This is a genomic window from Burkholderia sp. MSMB1589WGS (genome assembly GCF_001636105.1).
Taxonomy (GTDB): Bacteria; Pseudomonadota; Gammaproteobacteria; order Burkholderiales; family Burkholderiaceae; genus Burkholderia; species Burkholderia humptydooensis.
Window position 1 is genome coordinate 1 of record NZ_LNJT01000006.1, and the last position, 17111, is coordinate 17111.

Here is a 17111-nt window from a genome sequence, read left to right on the forward strand (position 1 = left end):
GAGGCGGGCAGCCGGGCGGTCGTCAAGGATGCGTTTCCGTTTCTGACGGCGATCGTCTGCACGTCGCCGTGAGCGCGCCGGCATACGACGGCCGACAGCCCAATGCGCGGGCGGCACAACCGGATCACGCGCCCGTATAGACGACGCGATACGGAATGCCGACCTTCTCCCACTCGGCAGCCTCCTGACTGAGGCTGTAGTCGGTGAGCGGATTCTGCTGGACCCACGCGCTCGGCAGGTGCACCTCGTAGCCGCCCTTTTTCATCTGCGCGACGCTGATGTCGGGCAGGCCGGCGTCGTTCCGGCGCCGGCACAGCAGCGACGCGAGGCGCAGGCAGAACAGCAGCGGCCATTCGACTTCGCGCGACTGCGACAGCTTGCCGAGCTTGCCCGCGTGCCCGAGCACGAGCGCGGCGAGCCGCGCCTGGTCGGTGCGCGAGAAACCCGGCATGTCGGCGTTGCTCGCGATGTACGCCGAATGCTTGTGGTACGCGCTGTGCGAAATCGACAGCCCGATCTCGTGCAACGCGGCCGCCCAGCCGAGGAACGTGCGGCTTTCGTCGCGAGCCTCGCCTTCGGGCTCGTCGAGCTGGTCGTAGAAACGCGCGGCGAGCGCGCCGATGCGCGCCGCCTGCGCGCGATCGACGCCGTAGCGGCGCGTGAAGCCGTCGACCGTCACCGCGCGCATGTCCTCGTGCTGCGTGCGGCCGAGCAGGTCGTACAGCACGCCCAGGCGCAGCGCGCCGTCCGTCGTGTCGACGTAGTCGATGCCGAGCTCCTCGAACACCGCGAGCATGATCGACAGGCCGCCCGCGAGCACCGGCACGCGATCGGGCTTCAGCGCGACGAGCTTCAGCCGGTTCACGTTCTCGGCCTTGATGAGCGCGCGCTTCAGGCGCTCGAGCCCGCCGCGCGAGATGCCGTGCGACACGCCCGCGTCGTTGAAGCCGTTCGCCTCGACGAGCTCCGCGAGCGCGCGCGCGGTGCCGGACGAGCCGATCGCCTGATCCCACCCGCCTTCTTGTATTCGCCGGAAATGATCTGGATTTCGCGCTTCGCGGCGAGCTCGGCCTGGCGCATCGTGTATTCGTCCACGTTGCCGGCCGGAAAGAACGCGCGGCTGTGACTCACGCAGCCAATGTAGAGGCTCTCCATCACGAGCGGCATGTAGTGCTGGCCGATGATGAACTCGGTCGAGCCGCCGCCGATGTCGACGACGAGCCGCTTGCCGGTGTTCGCCGGCACCGAGTGCGCGGCGCCCGCATAGATGAGGCGCGCTTCCTCGCGGCCCGCGATCACCTCGATCGGAAAGCCGAGCGCCGCCTCCGCCTCGGCGAGAAACTCGCCGGCGTTCTTCGCGACCCGCAGCGTATTGGTCGCGACCGCGCGCACGTGATCGGGATGAAAATCGCGCAACCGCTCGCCGAAGCGCTTGAGCGCCTCCCACCCGCGCTCCTGCGACGCGCGATCGAGCATCTTGTCGCGGGACAGGCCCGCCGCGAGCCGCACGGGCTCGCGCAGCGCGTCGACGGGATAGATCTGGCTGCCGGCGGGCGTCTCCTCGACGCGCCCGACAATGAGCCGGAAGCTGTTCGAGCCGAGATCGACGGCAGCCAGTAGATGCGGGGATGTAACCATCGAGGGGGCTCCGTTCTCGCCTGGTGCGCGCAGGCGATGCTGCGCGTACCGAAAAGATCAAAGGCGCCATTTTAAGCGCTGCGCGCCTTCCGGTGTCGGCCGCGAGCCGGCCGACACATGCTTTCATTGTATCCAGAGGACGCTTTTATGAAATCCCAGGTTTTCGAGCGTATGATTTGCCGATAAACATCAAACTGTCATCAGCACGTCATCGCACCGTGAGAATTTCCGAGCGACCTTTCGAGTCTGCGCCTGACCTTCCGTATTCTCTGCCGATGTCCCTTCGTTATCCGCTTCTGAATCGCGAGCTCGGCATCCTCGGCTTCAACGAGCGCGTGCTCGCCCAAGCCGCCGATCCGCACGTCCCGCTCCTCGAACGCCTGCGCTTCATCTGCATCACGAGCAGCAACCTCGACGAATTCTTCGAAGTCCGGATGGCCGGCCTTCAGGAGCAGATGCGCGACAATCCGGGCGCGCTCGCGCCGGACGGCATGTCGCTGCAGCATGTGTACGACCTCGTCGTCGAGCGCGCGCAGCGGCTCGTGCACCGGCAGTACACGATGCTGCACGAAACGATCCTGCCCGCGCTCGAACAGGAAGGCATCTATTTTCACGGCACCGAGACATGGAGCGACGCGCAGATCGAATGGGCGCGCCGCTATTTCTTCGACGAGCTGCTGCCCGTTCTCACGCCGATCGGCCTCGATCCCGCGCATCCGTTCCCGCGCGTGCTGAACAAGAGCCTGAACTTCGTGATCGAGCTCGAAGGCCGCGACGCGTTCGGCCGTCAGGCGGTGATGGGCATCGTGCAGGCGCCGCGCGCGCTGCCGCGCCTCGTGCGCGTGCCGCAGGAACTGTCGGGCTTTCAGCACGGCTTCGTGCTGCTGAGCTCGCTGATGCAGCGCTTCGTCGGCGAGCTGTTTCCGAAGCTCGTCGTCAAGAGCTGCAACCAGTTTCGGATCACGCGCAACAGCGAGCTCTTCGTCGACGAGGACGAAATCACGAACCTGCGCGTCGCGCTGCAGGGCGAGCTGCCCGCGCGCCATCTCGGCAATGCGGTGCGGCTCGAGGTGTCGGCCGACACGCCGCCGCATCTCGTGCGGCGCCTGCTCGACGAAAGCGGCCTGACCGAGAAGGATTGCTATCGCGTCGACGGCCCCGTCAATCTCGTGCGGCTGATGCAGTTGCCGGATCTCGTCGACCTGCCCGAGCTCAAGTTCACGCCATTCCTGCCGGCGATCCCGCCCGCGGTCGCGAACGCGCCGTCGATGTTCGACGCGATCGATCGCGGCGACATCCTGCTGCACCACCCATACGAGAGCTTCCAGCCGGTGCTCGAACTGCTGCAGCAGGCGGCGCGGGACCCGAGCGTCGTCGCGATCAAGCAGACGATCTACCGCACGGGCACCGATTCGCCGCTGATGGACGCGCTGATGGAAGCCGCGCGCAACGGCAAGGAAGTGACGGTCGTGGTCGAGCTGCTCGCGCGCTTCGACGAGGAGACGAACATCAACTGGGCCGCGCAGCTCGAATCGGTGGGCGCGCACGTCGTGTACGGCGTCGTCGGCCACAAGTGCCACGCGAAGATGATGCTGATCGTGCGCCGCGTGACGCAAGGCGGCAAATCAATGCTGCGCCGCTACGCGCACCTCGGCACCGGCAACTATCATCCACGCACCGCGCGCGTCTACACCGACTTCGGATTGATGACGTCGGAGCCCACGATCTGCGAGGACGTGCATCACGTGTTCCAGCAATTGACGGGCATCGGCGGCGAGCTGAAGCTGCACGAGATGTGGCAATCGCCGTTCACGCTGCACCCGCGGCTGATCGAGCACATCCGCGCGGAAGCCGGGAACGCGCGCGCCGGCAAGCGGGCACGGATCGTGGCGAAGATGAACGCGCTGCTCGAGCCGACCGTGATCGCCGAGCTCTACGAGGCGTCGCAAGCCGGCGTGAAGGTCGACCTGATCGTGCGCGGCGTCTGCGCGCTGCAGCCCGGCGTGCCGGGGCTGTCGGAGAACATCACGGTGCGCTCGATCGTCGGGCGCTTTCTCGAGCACCATCGGATCTATTACTTCCACGCGGACGGTGAAGAGCTCGTCTATCTGTCGAGCGCCGACTGGATGGATCGGAATCTGTTCCGTCGTGTCGAAGTCGCGTTCCCGGTGCGCGAGCGCAAGTTGAAGCGCCGCGTGATCGCAGAAGGGCTGTCGGTGTTCCTCGGCGACAACCAGTCCGCGTGGCTCATGCAGAGCGACGGCCACTATCGCCGCCGCCGCGCGGGCAAGGCGCCGCGCAACGCACAGCTCGGGCTCCTCGCGAAATTCTGCTGACGGGCGGCGGCGCGGCGCGTTTTCCGCCGAGTCGAAAACCGTTGACGGAGAAGCACGACACCCTCCGGCGCGGCGCAGGCGTCGAGCGCACCGCGCCGCACGCGCGTCACGTCACGCCGCATGCCGCCGGCTGATCGTCCGATGCGCGGGAAAGCGCGCGGCAAACGTGCTGCCGCGCCCTTCCTCGCTCTGGATCGCCAGTTGCGCATCGTGCCGTTGCAGCACGTGCTTGACGATCGCGAGCCCGAGCCCCGTGCCGCCCGTGTCGCGCGAGCGGCTGCGATCGACGCGGTAGAACCGCTCGGTGAGCCGCGGCAGATCGGCGACCGGGATGCCGAGCCCGCTGTCCGTGACCGAGAACACCGCCTGCGCGCCGTCACGCCGCCATTCGACGCGAATCGTCCCGCCCTCCGGCGTATAGCGGATCGCATTCGTCACGAGATTGCCGAGCGCGCTGAAGATCTCGGTCTGCGCGCCCGTCACCGCGAGCGTCTCGTCGACCTTGAACGTGATCTCGTGATGCCCGTTCGACAGCGTCTGCGCATCGTCCTTCAGGTGATCGAGCACCGTGCGCATGTCGACCGCGCGATCGGCAGGCGGCTTGCCTTCGCCCTCGAGCTTCGCGAGCACGAGCAGATCGGTGACGATGTGCCGCATCCGCGACGCCTGCTGCTCCATCAGCTCCAGATAGCGCGCGCGCTCGTCGTCGGACAGCGGCAGCTCGCGCATCGTCTCGAGAAAGCCCGACAGCACGGTGAGCGGCGTCTTCAGCTCGTGCGACACGTTCGCGACGAAGTCGCGCCGCATCGCGTCGGTGCGCTCGAGCTCGGTGATGTCCTGCGTGAGCAGCAGCTTGCGATTCTCGCCGTATGGAAACACCTGCACGGCGAGCACGTTCTGCCGGTTGCCGCCCATGCCGCGCATCACGAGCGTCTCGTCGTAATGCTGGCCGTTCAGGTAGCGGACGAAATCCGGATGGCGGACGAGATGCGTGATGTGCTGGCGCAGGTCGCGCTTCGTGTCGAGTCCGAAGTGCACTTCGGCGATCGCGTTGCACCACTCGATCTGATCGCGGTCGTCGAGCATCGCGACGCCGTTCGGCGACGCCTGGATCGCCTGGATGAAGCGCGAATGCTGCTGCTCGACCTGGCGCACCTGCGCGTGCCATTGCTTCGCGAGCTTGTGCAGCCGGTAATAGATCTCGCCCCAGATGCCCGGCGCGCTCGGCACTTCTCCGTAGACGGGCGCATCGAGCAGGCGCCAGAGGCGCTGCGTGTGAAACGTGCTGACGAAGCCCTGCACGACGAGCATCGCGAGCGCGAAAACGAGGCCCGGCACGGGGCCCGCGATTGCGCCGATGATCGCGCTGACGAGCGCGAGCAAGACGAGCGACACCAGAAAGCGCGCCCAGATGATGTTCATGATACGGCGCCCGACGAAAGAGGAAAACGATGGCACGCTGCGGCGCGGCTCCCTCGCGCCGCGCGCCCGTTACGCGTGTTTCGCGAGCCGGTAGCCGCTGCCGCGCACGGTTTCGATCATAGCATCGCAGCCGGCCGGCTTGAGCGCGGCGCGCAGCCGCTTGATGTGCACGTCGACCGTGCGCTCCTCGACGAACACGTGGTCGCCCCAGACCTGGTCGAGCAACTGCGTGCGGCTGTGGACGCGCTCCGGATGGGTCATGAAGAAATGCAGCAGGCGGAACTCTGTCGGGCCGAGATCGAGCTTGATCTCGCTGCCGTCCCCCTGCGCGGCGACGCGATGCGTCGCCGGGTCGAGCCGCAGCCCGTTGATCGACACGACGTCCTCGGTCAGTTGCGGCGCGCGACGCCGCAGCACTGCCTTGATCCGCGCCATCAGCTCCTTCGGCGAGAACGGCTTCGTCACGTAGTCGTCCGCGCCGATCTCGAGGCCGAGCACCTTGTCCTGCTCGTCGCCGCGCGCGGTCAGCATGATGATCGGGATGTGCTTCGTGCGCTCGTTGTTGCGCAGGTCGCGCGCGAATGCGATGCCCGACTTGCCCGGCAGCATCCAGTCGAGCAGCACCAGATCGGGCAGCACGTCGCTGATCAGGCTCTGCGCCTGCTCCGCGTTGTAAGCGCGAATCGGGCAATGTCCCGCGTGTTGCAGGTTCACCGAAATCAATTCGGAAATCGCGGGCTCATCTTCGATGACGAGAATGTTGCTGGGCATCGGCACCTCGGTCCGTCCTTGTCGGCAGTTAGCTATTGGCTTCGCGATCGAGCAGGTCGCGCGGCTGGTGCCGCACGTCGGTGCCCTTCACGATGTAGATGATGAATTCGGCGATGTTCTTCGCGTGATCGCCGATCCGCTCGATCGCCTTCGCGATGAACAGATAATCGAGGCCGACCGAGATCGTCCGCGGATCTTCCTGCATGTACGATACGAGCTTGCGCACGAACGCACGGAATTCCTGGTCGATCTCCTTGTCGTCCTTGACGATCTGCGCGGCGGCGACGGTATCGAGGCGCGCGAACGCATCGAGCGCGCGGCGCAGGATCGTGACCGCCATGTCGCCCGACACCTTGATCTCGGCGATGTTCACGCCGCGCGCGGCGGGCTCGTCGACGAGACGGCGCACGCGCTTCGCGATCTTCTCGGCCTCGTCGCCCGCGCGCTCGAGGTTCGTGATCGTCTTCGAGATCGACATCAGGAGACGCAGGTCGCGTGCGGCCGGCTGCCGGCGCGCGATGATGTTGCCGCACTCCTCGTCGATCTCGACTTCCATGTGATTGAGGCGCTCCTCCGTCTCGATCACGCGCTCGGCCGCGTTGCGGTCGAACTCGTTCAGCGCATGCATCGCTTCGGTGATCTGCGCCTCGACGAGGCCGCCCATTTCGAGCACCTTCGACGACACCGCGTTGAGATCGGCGTCGAACTGGCTCGACAGATGTTTATCCGACATTGTTGCCCTCCGTCACCCGGTCAGCCGAAGCGGCCCGTGATGTAGTCTTCCGTTTCCTTGCGCACCGGCTTGATGAAGATCTTCTCCGTTTCGCCGAACTCGATCAGCTCACCGAGATACATGTACGCGGTGTAGTCCGAGCAGCGCGCCGCCTGCTGCATGTTGTGCGTGACGATGACGACCGTGTAGTCGCTCTTGAGCTCCGCGATCAGCTCTTCGATGCGGCCCGTCGAGATCGGATCGAGCGCCGAGCACGGCTCGTCGAGGAGCAGCACCTCGGGCCGGATCGCGATGCCGCGCGCGATGCAAAGACGCTGCTGCTGGCCGCCCGACAGGCCGTAGCCGCTCTGGCCCAGCTTGTCCTTCACTTCGTTCCAGAGCGCCGCCTTCGTGAGCGCCCATTCGACGCGGTCGTCCATCTCCGAGCGCGTAAGCCGCTCGAACATCTTCACGCCGAACGCGATGTTGTCGTAGATCGACATCGGGAACGGCGTCGGCTTCTGGAACACCATGCCGATGCGCGCGCGCAAGAGCGAGATGTCGAGCTTCGACTGCAGCAGGTTCTCGCCGTCCATCACGATCTCGCCTTCCGCGCGCTGCTCCGGGTAGAGCGCGTACATCTTGTTGAACGTGCGCAGGAGCGTCGACTTGCCGCAGCCCGACGGGCCGATGAACGCCGTCACCTTCCCCTCGGGAATGCTCAGGTTGATGTTCTTCAGCGCGTGGAAATTGTTGTAGAAGAAGTTCAGGTTCTTGACTTCGATCTTCGCGTTGAGCGGCGCGAGCGGACGCTGCCCCGCCGCCGCGCCGACGCCGGCCGGACCCGTGGCGAGTTTCGAGGGATCGAGGTGGCTTTCTGCCATGTTCATCGGATTGCTCCGCCGTTACTTTTTCGAGAAGACCGAGCGCGCGAGGATATTGAGTCCCAGCACCCCGAGCGTAATCAGGAACACGCCCGCCCATGCGAGCGACTGCCATTCCGCAAACGGGCTCATCGCGAACTTGAAGATCGTGACGGGCAGGTTCGCCATCGGCTGGTTCATGTCGACCGAGAAGAACTGGTTCGACAGCGCGGTGAAGAGGAGCGGCGCGGTTTCGCCGGCAATCCGCGCGACCGCGAGCAGCACGCCCGTGATGATCCCGCCCACCGACGCGCGCAGCGTGATCTTCAGGATCATCCGCCACTTCGGCGTGCCGAGCGCGAAGGCAGCCTCGCGCAGCGCATTCGGCACGAGCTTCAGCATGTTCTCGGTCGTGCGGATCACGATCGGGATCTGCAGCAGCGCGAGCGCGATCACGCCCGCCCAGCCGCTGAAGTGGCCGGATTTCGCGACGACGAGCGCGTACACGAACAGACCGACGACGATCGACGGCGCCGACAGCAGGATGTCGTTGATGAAGCGCATCACGCTCGCGAGCCAGCTCTTCTGGCCGTACTCGGCGAGATAGACGCCCGCGAGAATGCCGATCGGCGTGCCGACGAACGTCGCAAGCGCGACGAGCAGCAGGCTGCCGACGATCGCGTTCGCGAGCCCGCCGCCCGCCGTGTTGGGCGGCGGCGTCGATTCGCTGAAGAGCGTGAGCGACAGCCCGTCGATCCCCAGATGCAGCGTCGTGTAGAGAATCCAGACGAGCCAGAGCAGGCCGAACGCCATCGCGGCGAGCGACGCGGTCAGCGCGATCACGTTGGTCGCCTTGCGGCGGCGCTGCAATCGCGCGCGCATCGCGTCGAGCACGGCGCCGTCCGGACCCGGCATGTTGACGATCGGCGCGCTCATTTGCGGCCCTCCCCGCGTTCGAGGCGCAGCAGCATCAGCTTCGAGATCGCGAGCACGATGAACGTGATCACGAACAGGATCAGGCCGAGCTCCATGAGCGCGGACGTGTGCAGCCCCGGCGCCGCTTCGGCGAATTCGTTCGCGAGCGCCGACGTGATGCTGTTGCCGGGCGAGTACAGCGACACGTTGTCGAGCAGGTTCGTATTGCCGATCACGAACGTGACGGCCATCGTCTCGCCGAGCGCGCGGCCGAGGCCGAGCATCACGCCGCCGATCACGCCCGTCTTCGTGTAGGGCAGCACGATCTTCCACATCACTTCCCAGGTCGTGCAGCCGATGCCGTATGCGGACTCCTTCAGCAGCACGGGCGTCACCTCGAACACGTCGCGCATCACCGATGCGATGTACGGAATGATCATGATCGCGAGAATCACGCCGGCGGACAGGATGCCGATGCCGATCGGCGGCCCCTGGAACAGCGCGCCGATGACCGGAATCGGGCTCAGCAGCGCGCCGATGGGCTTCTGGAAATACGTCGCGAAGATCGGCGCGAACACGAGGAGGCCCCACATCCCGTAGACGATCGACGGGATCGCGGCGAGCAGTTCGATCGCGACGCCGAGCGGCCGGCGCAGCCAGACGGGCGCGAGCTCGGTGAGAAAGAGCGCGATGCCGAAGCTCACGGGCACCGCGATGACGAGCGCGATGATCGACGTGACGACGGTCCCGTAGATCGGCACGAGCGCGCCGTATGTATCCGAATTGGGGTCCCATTCCGAGTGCCACAGGAACGGAAGGCCGAATTTTCCGATGGTCGGCATCGACGCGATGATGAGCGACACGATGATGCCACCGAGGAGGAGTAGCGTCACGATGGCCGCGAGGCGCGTGAGGCCGCCGAACACGATGTCGCCGTAACGGCTCGGCGCGCGCATGGGCGCCTGGTCGCCGGATCGTGTCGACGCGAAAGGAATGTCAGACATGGGAGCCTGTTTCTCAATGACGGGCGGCTTGCGTCGCCCGCCTGTACCGCACACGCCGCCCGGCCCTGCAGCCGGGCGGCGAACCGCTATGACGCTGCCGTCAAGCTTACTCGGCGACCGTCTTGCCGGCCGCGTCCGTCACCTTCGCCTTCCACTGCTTGCGGATTTCCGTCTCGACCGACGCCGGCAGCGAGATGTAATCCAGATCGTCCGCCGCCTTCGCGCCGTTCTTGAACGCCCAGTCGAAGAACTTCAGCGTCGCCGCGCCTTGCGCCGGCTTGTCCTGCTTCGCGTGCAGCAGCACGAACGTCGCGCCGACGACCGGCCACGCTTCCTTGCCCGGCTGGTTCGTCAGGATCTGATAGAACGACTTCGACCAGTTCGCGCCGGCGGCGGCGGCCTTGAACGTCTCGGTCTTCGGCTCGACCACGGTGCCCGTCGAGTTCTTCAGCGCGGTGTAGACCATGTTGTTCTTCTTCGCGTACGCCCACTCGACGTAGCCGATCGCGCCCGGCAGACGCTGCACGAATGCCGCGACGCCGTCGTTGCCCTTGCCGCCCGTACCCGTCGGCCAGTTGACGGTCGTGCCCTCGCCGACCTTCGACTTCCACTCGTCGTTGACCTTCGACAGATAGTTCGTCCAGATGAAGCTCGTGCCCGAGCCGTCCGCGCGGCGCACGACCGCGATGTCCGTATCCGGCAGCTTGACCTTCGGGTTCAGCGCCGCGATGGCCGGATCGTTCCACTTCTTGATCTTGCCGAGATAGATCTCGCCAAGGACCTCGCCCGACAGCGCCAGTTCGCCCGCCTTCACGCCCGGCACGTTGATGACGGGCACGACGCCGCCCACCACCGTCGGGAACTGGAAGAGGCCTTCCTTCGCGAGTTCGTCATCCTTCAGCGGCGCGTCCGAGCCGGCGAAATCAACCGTCTTCGCGATGATCTGCTTCAAGCCGCCCGACGAGCCGATGCCCTGATAGTTGACCTTCACGCCGCCCGACTGCTGATAGTCGGCTGCCCATTTCGTGTAAATCGGCATGGCGAAGGTGCTGCCTGCTCCCGTGATGTCGGCATGTGCGGCGACCGCGAAAAGCGCGCTGGCAAGACCGGCGAACGCGGTTTGCATCAATTTCATGAGACCTCCAGTGTGTGAGCGGATGACTACGGCACCGCGAAGATTAGGGGCTACTCATGACAGTAATGTGACAATCGATGAACCTCGTATGACAGTAACATGACTTAATTGAAAGGCGGCAGCGCCGTCTGTCAGGGGTGCCTGCGAGCGCGAGCGGACCGCCTGTAGAGCGTAGGAAAAAATTCACGCAAAGGAAAAGCCGACGTTGGCGGAGGATCGCGGGCGGACCGCATCGCCGCGATCGATGCGCGCCTGCCTTTTGTTTTTCTATTAGCCGGACGAATTTTCGAGGGGATGCGCGGTAACGCCGCGGGGCCGCCGATTCGTCCCGGATCGGCGGCCCCGCGATATGAGGTCCAGCTTCGGCTTCGACTCCGGTCCGGCCCCGCCCGACCGCACCGGCGCCGGCGCGAGCGCGCCGCGCTTACGCTGTCGCCTGCCTGACCGCGTTGGCGATCGCCTCCGCATGATGGTTCGCGTCCGCCGCCTGCCGCGCCTCGACCATCACCCGCAGCACGGGTTCCGTCCCCGACGCGCGGATCAGCACGCGGCCGCTGCCGGCAAGCGCCTGCTCGGCCGAATCGATCGCGCGGCGGATCGTGTCGCTGCCCTTCCAGTCGGCGCCCGGCTTCATCCGCACATTGATCAGCTTCTGCGGAAACAGCGTGACGCCCTCCAGCATCTGAGCGAGCGTCTTGCCGCTGCGCTTGAGCGCCGCGAGCACGAGCAGCGCCGAGACGATCCCGTCGCCCGTCGAATGCCGATCGAGCGACAGAATATGGCCCGAGCCCTCGGCGCCGAGCTGCCAGCCGCGCTCGCGCAACTGCTCGAGCACGTAGCGATCGCCGACCGCCGCCCGCACGAACTGCACGCCCGCATCTTTCAGCGCGACCTCGACGGCGAAATTCGTCATCAGTGTGCCCACCGCCCCTTCGACTTGGCCGTTAGTTGCAATGCGATCCTTGACGAGCACGTACAGCAGCTCGTCGCCGTTATACAGCCGCCCGGTGTGGTCGACGACGAGCAGGCGATCCGCATCGCCGTCGAGCGCGATGCCGAGATCGGCGTGATTCGCGCGCACCGCGCGCATCAGCGCGTCGGGCGCCGTCGCACCGACGCCGTCGTTGATGTTGAAGCCGTTCGGCGCGACGCCGATCGGGATCACGTCCGCGCCGAGCTCGTGAAACACGTGCGGCGCGACCTGATACGCGGCGCCGTGCGCGCAATCGACAACGAGCTTCATCCCGCGCAGATCGAACGCCGCCGGGAACGTGCTCTTGCAGAACTCGATGTAGCGGCCGGCCGCGTCGTCGAGACGCCGCGCCTTGCCGAGCCCGTCCGACGGCGCGCATTCGAGCGGCTTGTCGAGCCACGCCTCGATCTCGGCCTCGATCTCGTCCGGCAGCTTGTTGCCGTCGGCCGAGAAGAACTTGATGCCGTTGTCGTGATACGGATTGTGCGACGCGCTGATCACGACGCCCGCCGACAGCCGCAGCGCGCGCGTCAGATACGCGACGCCCGGCGTCGGCATCGGGCCCGCGAGCATCACGTCGACGCCCGCCGCGGAAAAGCCTGCCTCGAGCGCGGCTTCGAGCATGTAGCCCGACACGCGCGTGTCCTTGCCGATCAGCACCGTCGGGCGAGCGCCCGACGCCGCGCGCCCGGGCGCGCTCGCGAGCACCTTGCCCGCCGCGTAGCCGAGCCGCAACACGAAATCGGGCGTGATCGGCGCATCGCCGACCTTGCCGCGAATACCGTCCGTGCCGAAATAACGACGTCCCATGTAGAACCTTCCTCCTTGTTTCGACTTATTCGCGCCGCGCGGCATCGCGCACGGCGCTCCATACTTTCAGTGCGTCGACGGTCGCCGCGACATCGTGCACGCGCACGATCGCCGCACCCCGCTCGGCCGCGCAGACCGCTGCGGCGACGCTCGCCGCGACGCGTTCGGGCGCGGGCTTGCCGATCAACGCGCCCAGCATCGATTTGCGCGACATGCCGGCGAGAATCGGATACGCGCGCCCGTCGGGCCGCGCGGGCGCCGTCCGCGGCAAATGAGCAAGCAGCGCATAGTTGTGTTCTATCACCGACTTGCCGAAACCGAACCCCGGATCGACGCTGATACGCCGCGAATCGATGCCGGCCTGCACGAGCGCGTCGGCGCGATCGGCGAGAAACGCGCGCACGTCGGCGACCACGTCGCGATAGTCGGGCTCGCGCACCTGCATCGTCTGCGGCTCGCCGAGCATGTGCATCACGCAGAGGCCGCACGCGCTGTCGCGCACCGCGTCAATCGCGCCCGGCTGCCGCATGCCCCAGATGTCGTTGATCAGATCGGCGCCCGCGGCGAGCGACGCGCGCATCACGGCGGGCTTGTACGTGTCGATCGATAGCGGCACGTTCATGCCGCGCAGCGCTTCGACGAGCGGAATCACGCGCTCGAGCTCCTCGTCGAGCGGCACGGGCGGCGCGCCGGGGCGCGTCGATTCGCCGCCGATGTCGATGATGTCGGCGCCTTCGGCCAGCATCCGCTCCGCCTGCGCGAGCGCGGCGTCGCGGGCGACGTAACGGCCGCCGTCGGAGAACGAATCGGGGGTGACGTTGAGGATCCCCATCACGAGGGGCCGCTCGAAGGTCAGCGTGAAACGGCCGCACAGCAGCGGCTCAGGAACGGGAAAAACGGGATCGGAACTGGACACGGGCTGAAGCGTCGGATCGAACGCGATGGGAAGCGGCGAAAAGCGTCTGACAAGAAAGCAAAACGGGCCGGTGTGACAGCCACACCAGCCCGTGAACGAAAACCGCGATCGTTTATGCCGGCGCGGTGGCGTTGCCCGGCTTGACTTCGGCGCCGGACGAACCGCCCGACGAAGGATCGCCGGCCGGCGGCACGCTCTTCGGCGAGCGCGGCGGACGCCCTTCCATGATGTCGTTGATCTGATCGGCGTCGATCGTTTCCCATTCCATCAGCGCGGCCGTCATCGCCTCGACCTTGTCGCGGTTCTCTTCGAGCAGACGGCGAGCAAGGCCGTATTGCTCGTCGAGCACGCGGCGGATTTCCGAATCGACCTTCTGCTGCGTCGCCTCCGAGATCGTGCGCGTGAAGCCGCGCCCGAACGGACCGCCGTCGTTCTCGTCGTCGACGTAGACCATCGGCCCGAGCGCGTCCGTCATCCCGAAGCGGGCCACCATCGCGCGCGCGGTCTGCGTCGCCTTGTTGAAGTCGTCCGACGCGCCGGTGCTGACGAGATTCAGGAACAGCTCTTCCGCCACCCGGCCGCCGAACAGGATCGCAAGGCGGTCGAGCAGGTAGTCCTTCGAATACGTCTCGTTGTCGTGCTCGGGCAACTGCCACGTGACGCCGAGCGCGCGCCCGCGCGGGATGATCGTGACCTTGTGGACCGGATCGGCCTTCGGCAGCAGCTTTGCGATCACCGCATGGCCTGATTCGTGGTAAGCGGTCGCGCGCTTCGCCTCCTCGCGAATCACGGCCGACTTGCGCTCCGGCCCCATGAAGATCTTGTCCTTCGCGTCCTCGAAATCCTGCATCTCGACGATCCGCTTGCCGCGGCGCGCCGCGAAGAGCGCGGCCTCGTTGACGAGGTTCGCGAGATCGGCGCCCGAGAAGCCCGGGGTGCCGCGCGCGATGACCGCCGCATCGACGTCGTTCGCGATCGGCACCTTGCGCAGGTGCACGCGCATGATCTGCTCGCGGCCGCGGATGTCCGGCAGGCCGACGTAGACCTGGCGGTCGAAACGGCCCGGACGCAGCAGCGCCTTGTCGAGCACGTCGGAGCGGTTCGTCGCGGCGATCACGATCACGCCCGAATTCGCCTCGAAGCCGTCCATCTCGACGAGCATCTGGTTCAGCGTCTGCTCGCGCTCGTCGTTGCCGCCGCCCATGCCGGCGCCGCGATGACGGCCGACCGCGTCGATTTCATCGATGAACACGATGCACGGCGCATGCTTCTTCGCCTGCTCGAACATGTCGCGCACGCGGGCCGCGCCGACGCCGACGAACATTTCGACGAAGTCCGAGCCCGAGATGCTGAAGAACGGCACCTTCGCCTCGCCCGCGATCGCGCGCGCGAGGAGCGTCTTACCGGTGCCGGGGGGCCCGACGAGCAGCACGCCGCGCGGGATGCGGCCGCCGAGCTTCTGGAATTTCTGGGGATCGCGCAGGAAATCGACGAGCTCGGACACTTCCTCCTTCGCTTCGTCGCAGCCGGCGACGTCGGAGAAGTTGACCGCGTTGTTGTTCTCGTCGATCAACCGCGCGCGGGATTTGCCGAACGAGAACGCGCCGCCTTTGCCGCCTCCCTGCATCTGTCTCATCATGTAGAACCAGAACACGATGATGAGCAGCGTGGGACCGAGATAGTAGAGCGCGGAGACGAGCGCGTTCGGTTCGTCATCGGCCTTGCCGCTGACCTGCACGCCGTACTTCATCAGATCGCCGACCATCCAGATGTCGCCCGGCGACACGATCTGGTACTTCTGACCATCCGCGGGAGTGACGGTGAGGTTGCGCCCCTGCACGACAACGTTCTTGATCTTGCCGTTCTTCGCGTCATCCATGAACTGCGAATAGGAGACGCCTTCCTGGACGCGGGGCTTGTCGAACTGCTTGAACACCGTAAACAGCACCAGTGCGATCACCAGCCACACTGCTGCCTTCGAAAACATATTGTTGTTCAAAGCACCACTCCTTCACTCATAGACGAGCGCCTACATTTGCCTTGCGGCGCTCATCAGGCATTCTAATCCAGTCCGCAGCCCCTCGCCATAAGGATTCGCTACCGCGCCGAGAGGCGCGCGGCACGGCTGGCAAGGGCTCCGGCTCATCCTGCCGCGCGAAGCCACGTTCAGCGCGGCTGCTTCAGATGCCGACCCAAAATAAACGTTTCGGACGATTTGTCGCGGGAAGCTTTTGGCTTGCGCGGCGCCACCGTTTTAAATTGGTGCTTGAATTTCTCGACAATCTGGCTGTAGCCGCTGCCGTGGAAGCACTTCACCAAAAGGGCGCCATCCGGTTTCAGATGGTTTTGCGCGAATTCGAGCGCCAGATCGCAGACATGCTCGATCCGCGCCGCGTCCGCGACCGCCACGCCGGACAGGTTGGGGGCCATGTCGGAAATTACAAGGTCGACCGAGCGCCCTGCGAGGACTTCCTCCAATTGGTGCAGCACGCTCTCTTCGCGGAAGTCGCCCTGGATGAAATGGACGTCGGCGATGGGCTCCATCGGCAGCATGTCGAGCGCGACGATCGTGCCGTCGATGCCGCCTTCGCGCACCGCGTCTCGCCGCGAGCCCTGCGCGAGCTTGTTGCGCGCGTACTGGCTCCAGCTCCCCGGCGCCGCGCCCAGATCGACGATCACCTGGCCCGGACGGATCAGCTTGTCCTGCTCGTCGATCTCCTTCAGCTTGTACGCGGCGCGCGCGCGGTACCCTTCCCGCTGCGCCATTTTGACGTACGGGTCGTTGATGTGGTCGTGCAACCAGGATTGGTTAAAGCGGTTCTTTGCCATGCGATGGAGAGATTGCTGCCAATTGCTTCGTGAAGCCGCGCTTTTGGCGGATAATACGGGTCTTATTGGCGCGGCTTTCGGCCCCGAGGGGCCCAAGCCGCGATTTTACGTGGTTTCGGCACGCCGCCGCGGAAAAGCTTCGTCGCTCGTCCCGGCCCGCCGCCGTCAATTTGATTCGAATTCCTCATTCCGATGCCCGCCCTTTCGCTTTCCCCCGCCGAGCGCTCCGCGCTGCGTTCCGAAGCCCATGCGCTCAAGCCCGTCGTGCTGATCGGCGCCGAAGGGCTGACCGACGCCGTGCTCGCCGAGATCGAGGTCCACCTCGCCGCGCACCAGTTGATCAAGATCCGCGTGTTCGGCGACGAACGCGACGAGCGCGTCGCGATCTACGATGAAATCTGCGATCGCCTGAACGCCGCGCCGATCCAGCACATCGGCAAGCTGCTCGTGATCTGGAAGCCCGAGCAGGCCGAAGCGGCGCCGCAGCGCGGCCGCCGCGGCATGCCGAGCGCGCGCGAGGCGGCCCGCGCGGGCGCCGCGCAGCCCGAGGCCGCGAAGGGCCGCGCGCCGCGCGTCGTCAAGGTGATCAAGCAATCGCCCAACGCGCCCGCCGTGCGCCGGCCGAAGCCGCAGGCCGTGCGCGTGCTCGGCAACGAGCGCGTGACGGCAGGCGGCAACGTGAAGCGCGCGAAAAAGCGCCAGTCGAGCGCAAAGCGCCAGCATCAGAACGAGAAGTGATCGCCGCCCCGGGCGCGCCGCGCGGCCGGATCGGCCGGCCGGCGGGCCC

The 17111-nt window shown here is 66.1% G+C and carries 13 protein-coding genes and 1 pseudogene; 2 read left to right on the top strand and 12 right to left on the bottom strand.

Features of this window, described 5'->3' with window-relative positions; all coding sequences use genetic code 11:
• Window positions 1-124: 124 nt before the first annotated feature.
• Window positions 125-1638, bottom strand: a pseudogene (gene ppx / locus WT16_RS02355) (exopolyphosphatase).
• Window positions 1639-1913: 275 nt separating this feature from the next.
• On the opposite strand from ppx, the gene ppk1 reads away from it, so the two are divergent.
• The gene (ppk1, locus tag WT16_RS02360) at window positions 1914-3974 is read left to right on the top strand and encodes a polyphosphate kinase 1 (RefSeq protein ID WP_006026357.1); all 2061 of its coding nucleotides are present in this window, start codon (window positions 1914-1916) and stop codon (window positions 3972-3974) included.
• A 111-nt stretch (window positions 3975-4085) separates the two neighbouring features.
• Here ppk1 and phoR read toward each other — a convergent pair whose 3' ends face one another.
• The 11 genes from phoR to WT16_RS02415 all read right to left on the bottom strand — a co-directional run bounded on the left by phoR (window position 4086) and on the right by WT16_RS02415 (window position 16324).
• The gene (phoR, locus tag WT16_RS02365) at window positions 4086-5396 is read right to left on the bottom strand and encodes a phosphate regulon sensor histidine kinase PhoR (protein ID WP_063532617.1); all 1311 of its coding nucleotides are present in this window, start codon (window positions 5394-5396) and stop codon (window positions 4086-4088) included.
• Between the two features lie 69 nt (window positions 5397-5465).
• Window positions 5466-6167: a phosphate regulon transcriptional regulator PhoB gene (gene phoB, locus WT16_RS02370; protein ID WP_009911934.1), complete on the bottom strand. Its 702-nt coding sequence runs from the start codon at window positions 6165-6167 to the stop codon at window positions 5466-5468.
• A 28-nt stretch (window positions 6168-6195) separates the two neighbouring features.
• Window positions 6196-6900: a phosphate signaling complex protein PhoU gene (phoU, locus tag WT16_RS02375; protein ID WP_006026354.1), complete on the bottom strand. Its 705-nt coding sequence runs from the start codon at window positions 6898-6900 to the stop codon at window positions 6196-6198.
• Window positions 6901-6920: 20 nt separating this feature from the next.
• On the bottom strand, window positions 6921-7769 hold the full coding sequence (pstB, locus tag WT16_RS02380) for a phosphate ABC transporter ATP-binding protein PstB (protein ID WP_015602404.1): 849 nt from the start codon (window positions 7767-7769) through the stop codon (window positions 6921-6923).
• 15 nt (window positions 7770-7784) lie between these two features.
• Window positions 7785-8678: a phosphate ABC transporter permease PstA gene (gene pstA, locus WT16_RS02385; RefSeq protein WP_009911933.1), complete on the bottom strand. Its 894-nt coding sequence runs from the start codon at window positions 8676-8678 to the stop codon at window positions 7785-7787.
• Entirely contained in the window at window positions 8675-9661 is a 987-nt protein-coding gene (pstC, locus tag WT16_RS02390; protein ID WP_041861723.1) for a phosphate ABC transporter permease PstC, read from the bottom strand. Before pstC ends, pstA begins: the two co-directional genes overlap by 4 nt.
• A 106-nt stretch (window positions 9662-9767) precedes the next feature.
• The gene (gene pstS / locus WT16_RS02395; protein WP_006026351.1) at window positions 9768-10796 is read right to left on the bottom strand and encodes a phosphate ABC transporter substrate-binding protein PstS; all 1029 of its coding nucleotides are present in this window, start codon (window positions 10794-10796) and stop codon (window positions 9768-9770) included.
• Window positions 10797-11220: 424 nt separating this feature from the next.
• On the bottom strand, window positions 11221-12579 hold the full coding sequence (gene glmM, locus WT16_RS02400; RefSeq protein WP_063532627.1) for a phosphoglucosamine mutase: 1359 nt from the start codon (window positions 12577-12579) through the stop codon (window positions 11221-11223).
• A gap of 25 nt (window positions 12580-12604) precedes the next feature.
• Entirely contained in the window at window positions 12605-13495 is an 891-nt protein-coding gene (gene folP / locus WT16_RS02405; RefSeq protein ID WP_006026349.1) for a dihydropteroate synthase, read from the bottom strand.
• A gap of 112 nt (window positions 13496-13607) precedes the next feature.
• Window positions 13608-15494 (bottom strand): ATP-dependent zinc metalloprotease FtsH, encoded by a 1887-nt coding sequence (gene ftsH, locus WT16_RS02410; protein WP_009911931.1) that lies wholly within the window; start codon window positions 15492-15494, stop codon window positions 13608-13610.
• Between the two features lie 167 nt (window positions 15495-15661).
• Window positions 15662-16324, bottom strand: a complete 663-nt coding sequence (locus tag WT16_RS02415; protein ID WP_009911930.1) for an RlmE family RNA methyltransferase — start codon at window positions 16322-16324, stop codon at window positions 15662-15664.
• Between the two features lie 192 nt (window positions 16325-16516).
• On the opposite strand from WT16_RS02415, the gene WT16_RS02420 reads away from it, so the two are divergent.
• Window positions 16517-17062: a YhbY family RNA-binding protein gene (locus WT16_RS02420; protein ID WP_006026346.1), complete on the top strand. Its 546-nt coding sequence runs from the start codon at window positions 16517-16519 to the stop codon at window positions 17060-17062.
• Window positions 17063-17111 lie beyond the last annotated feature (49 nt).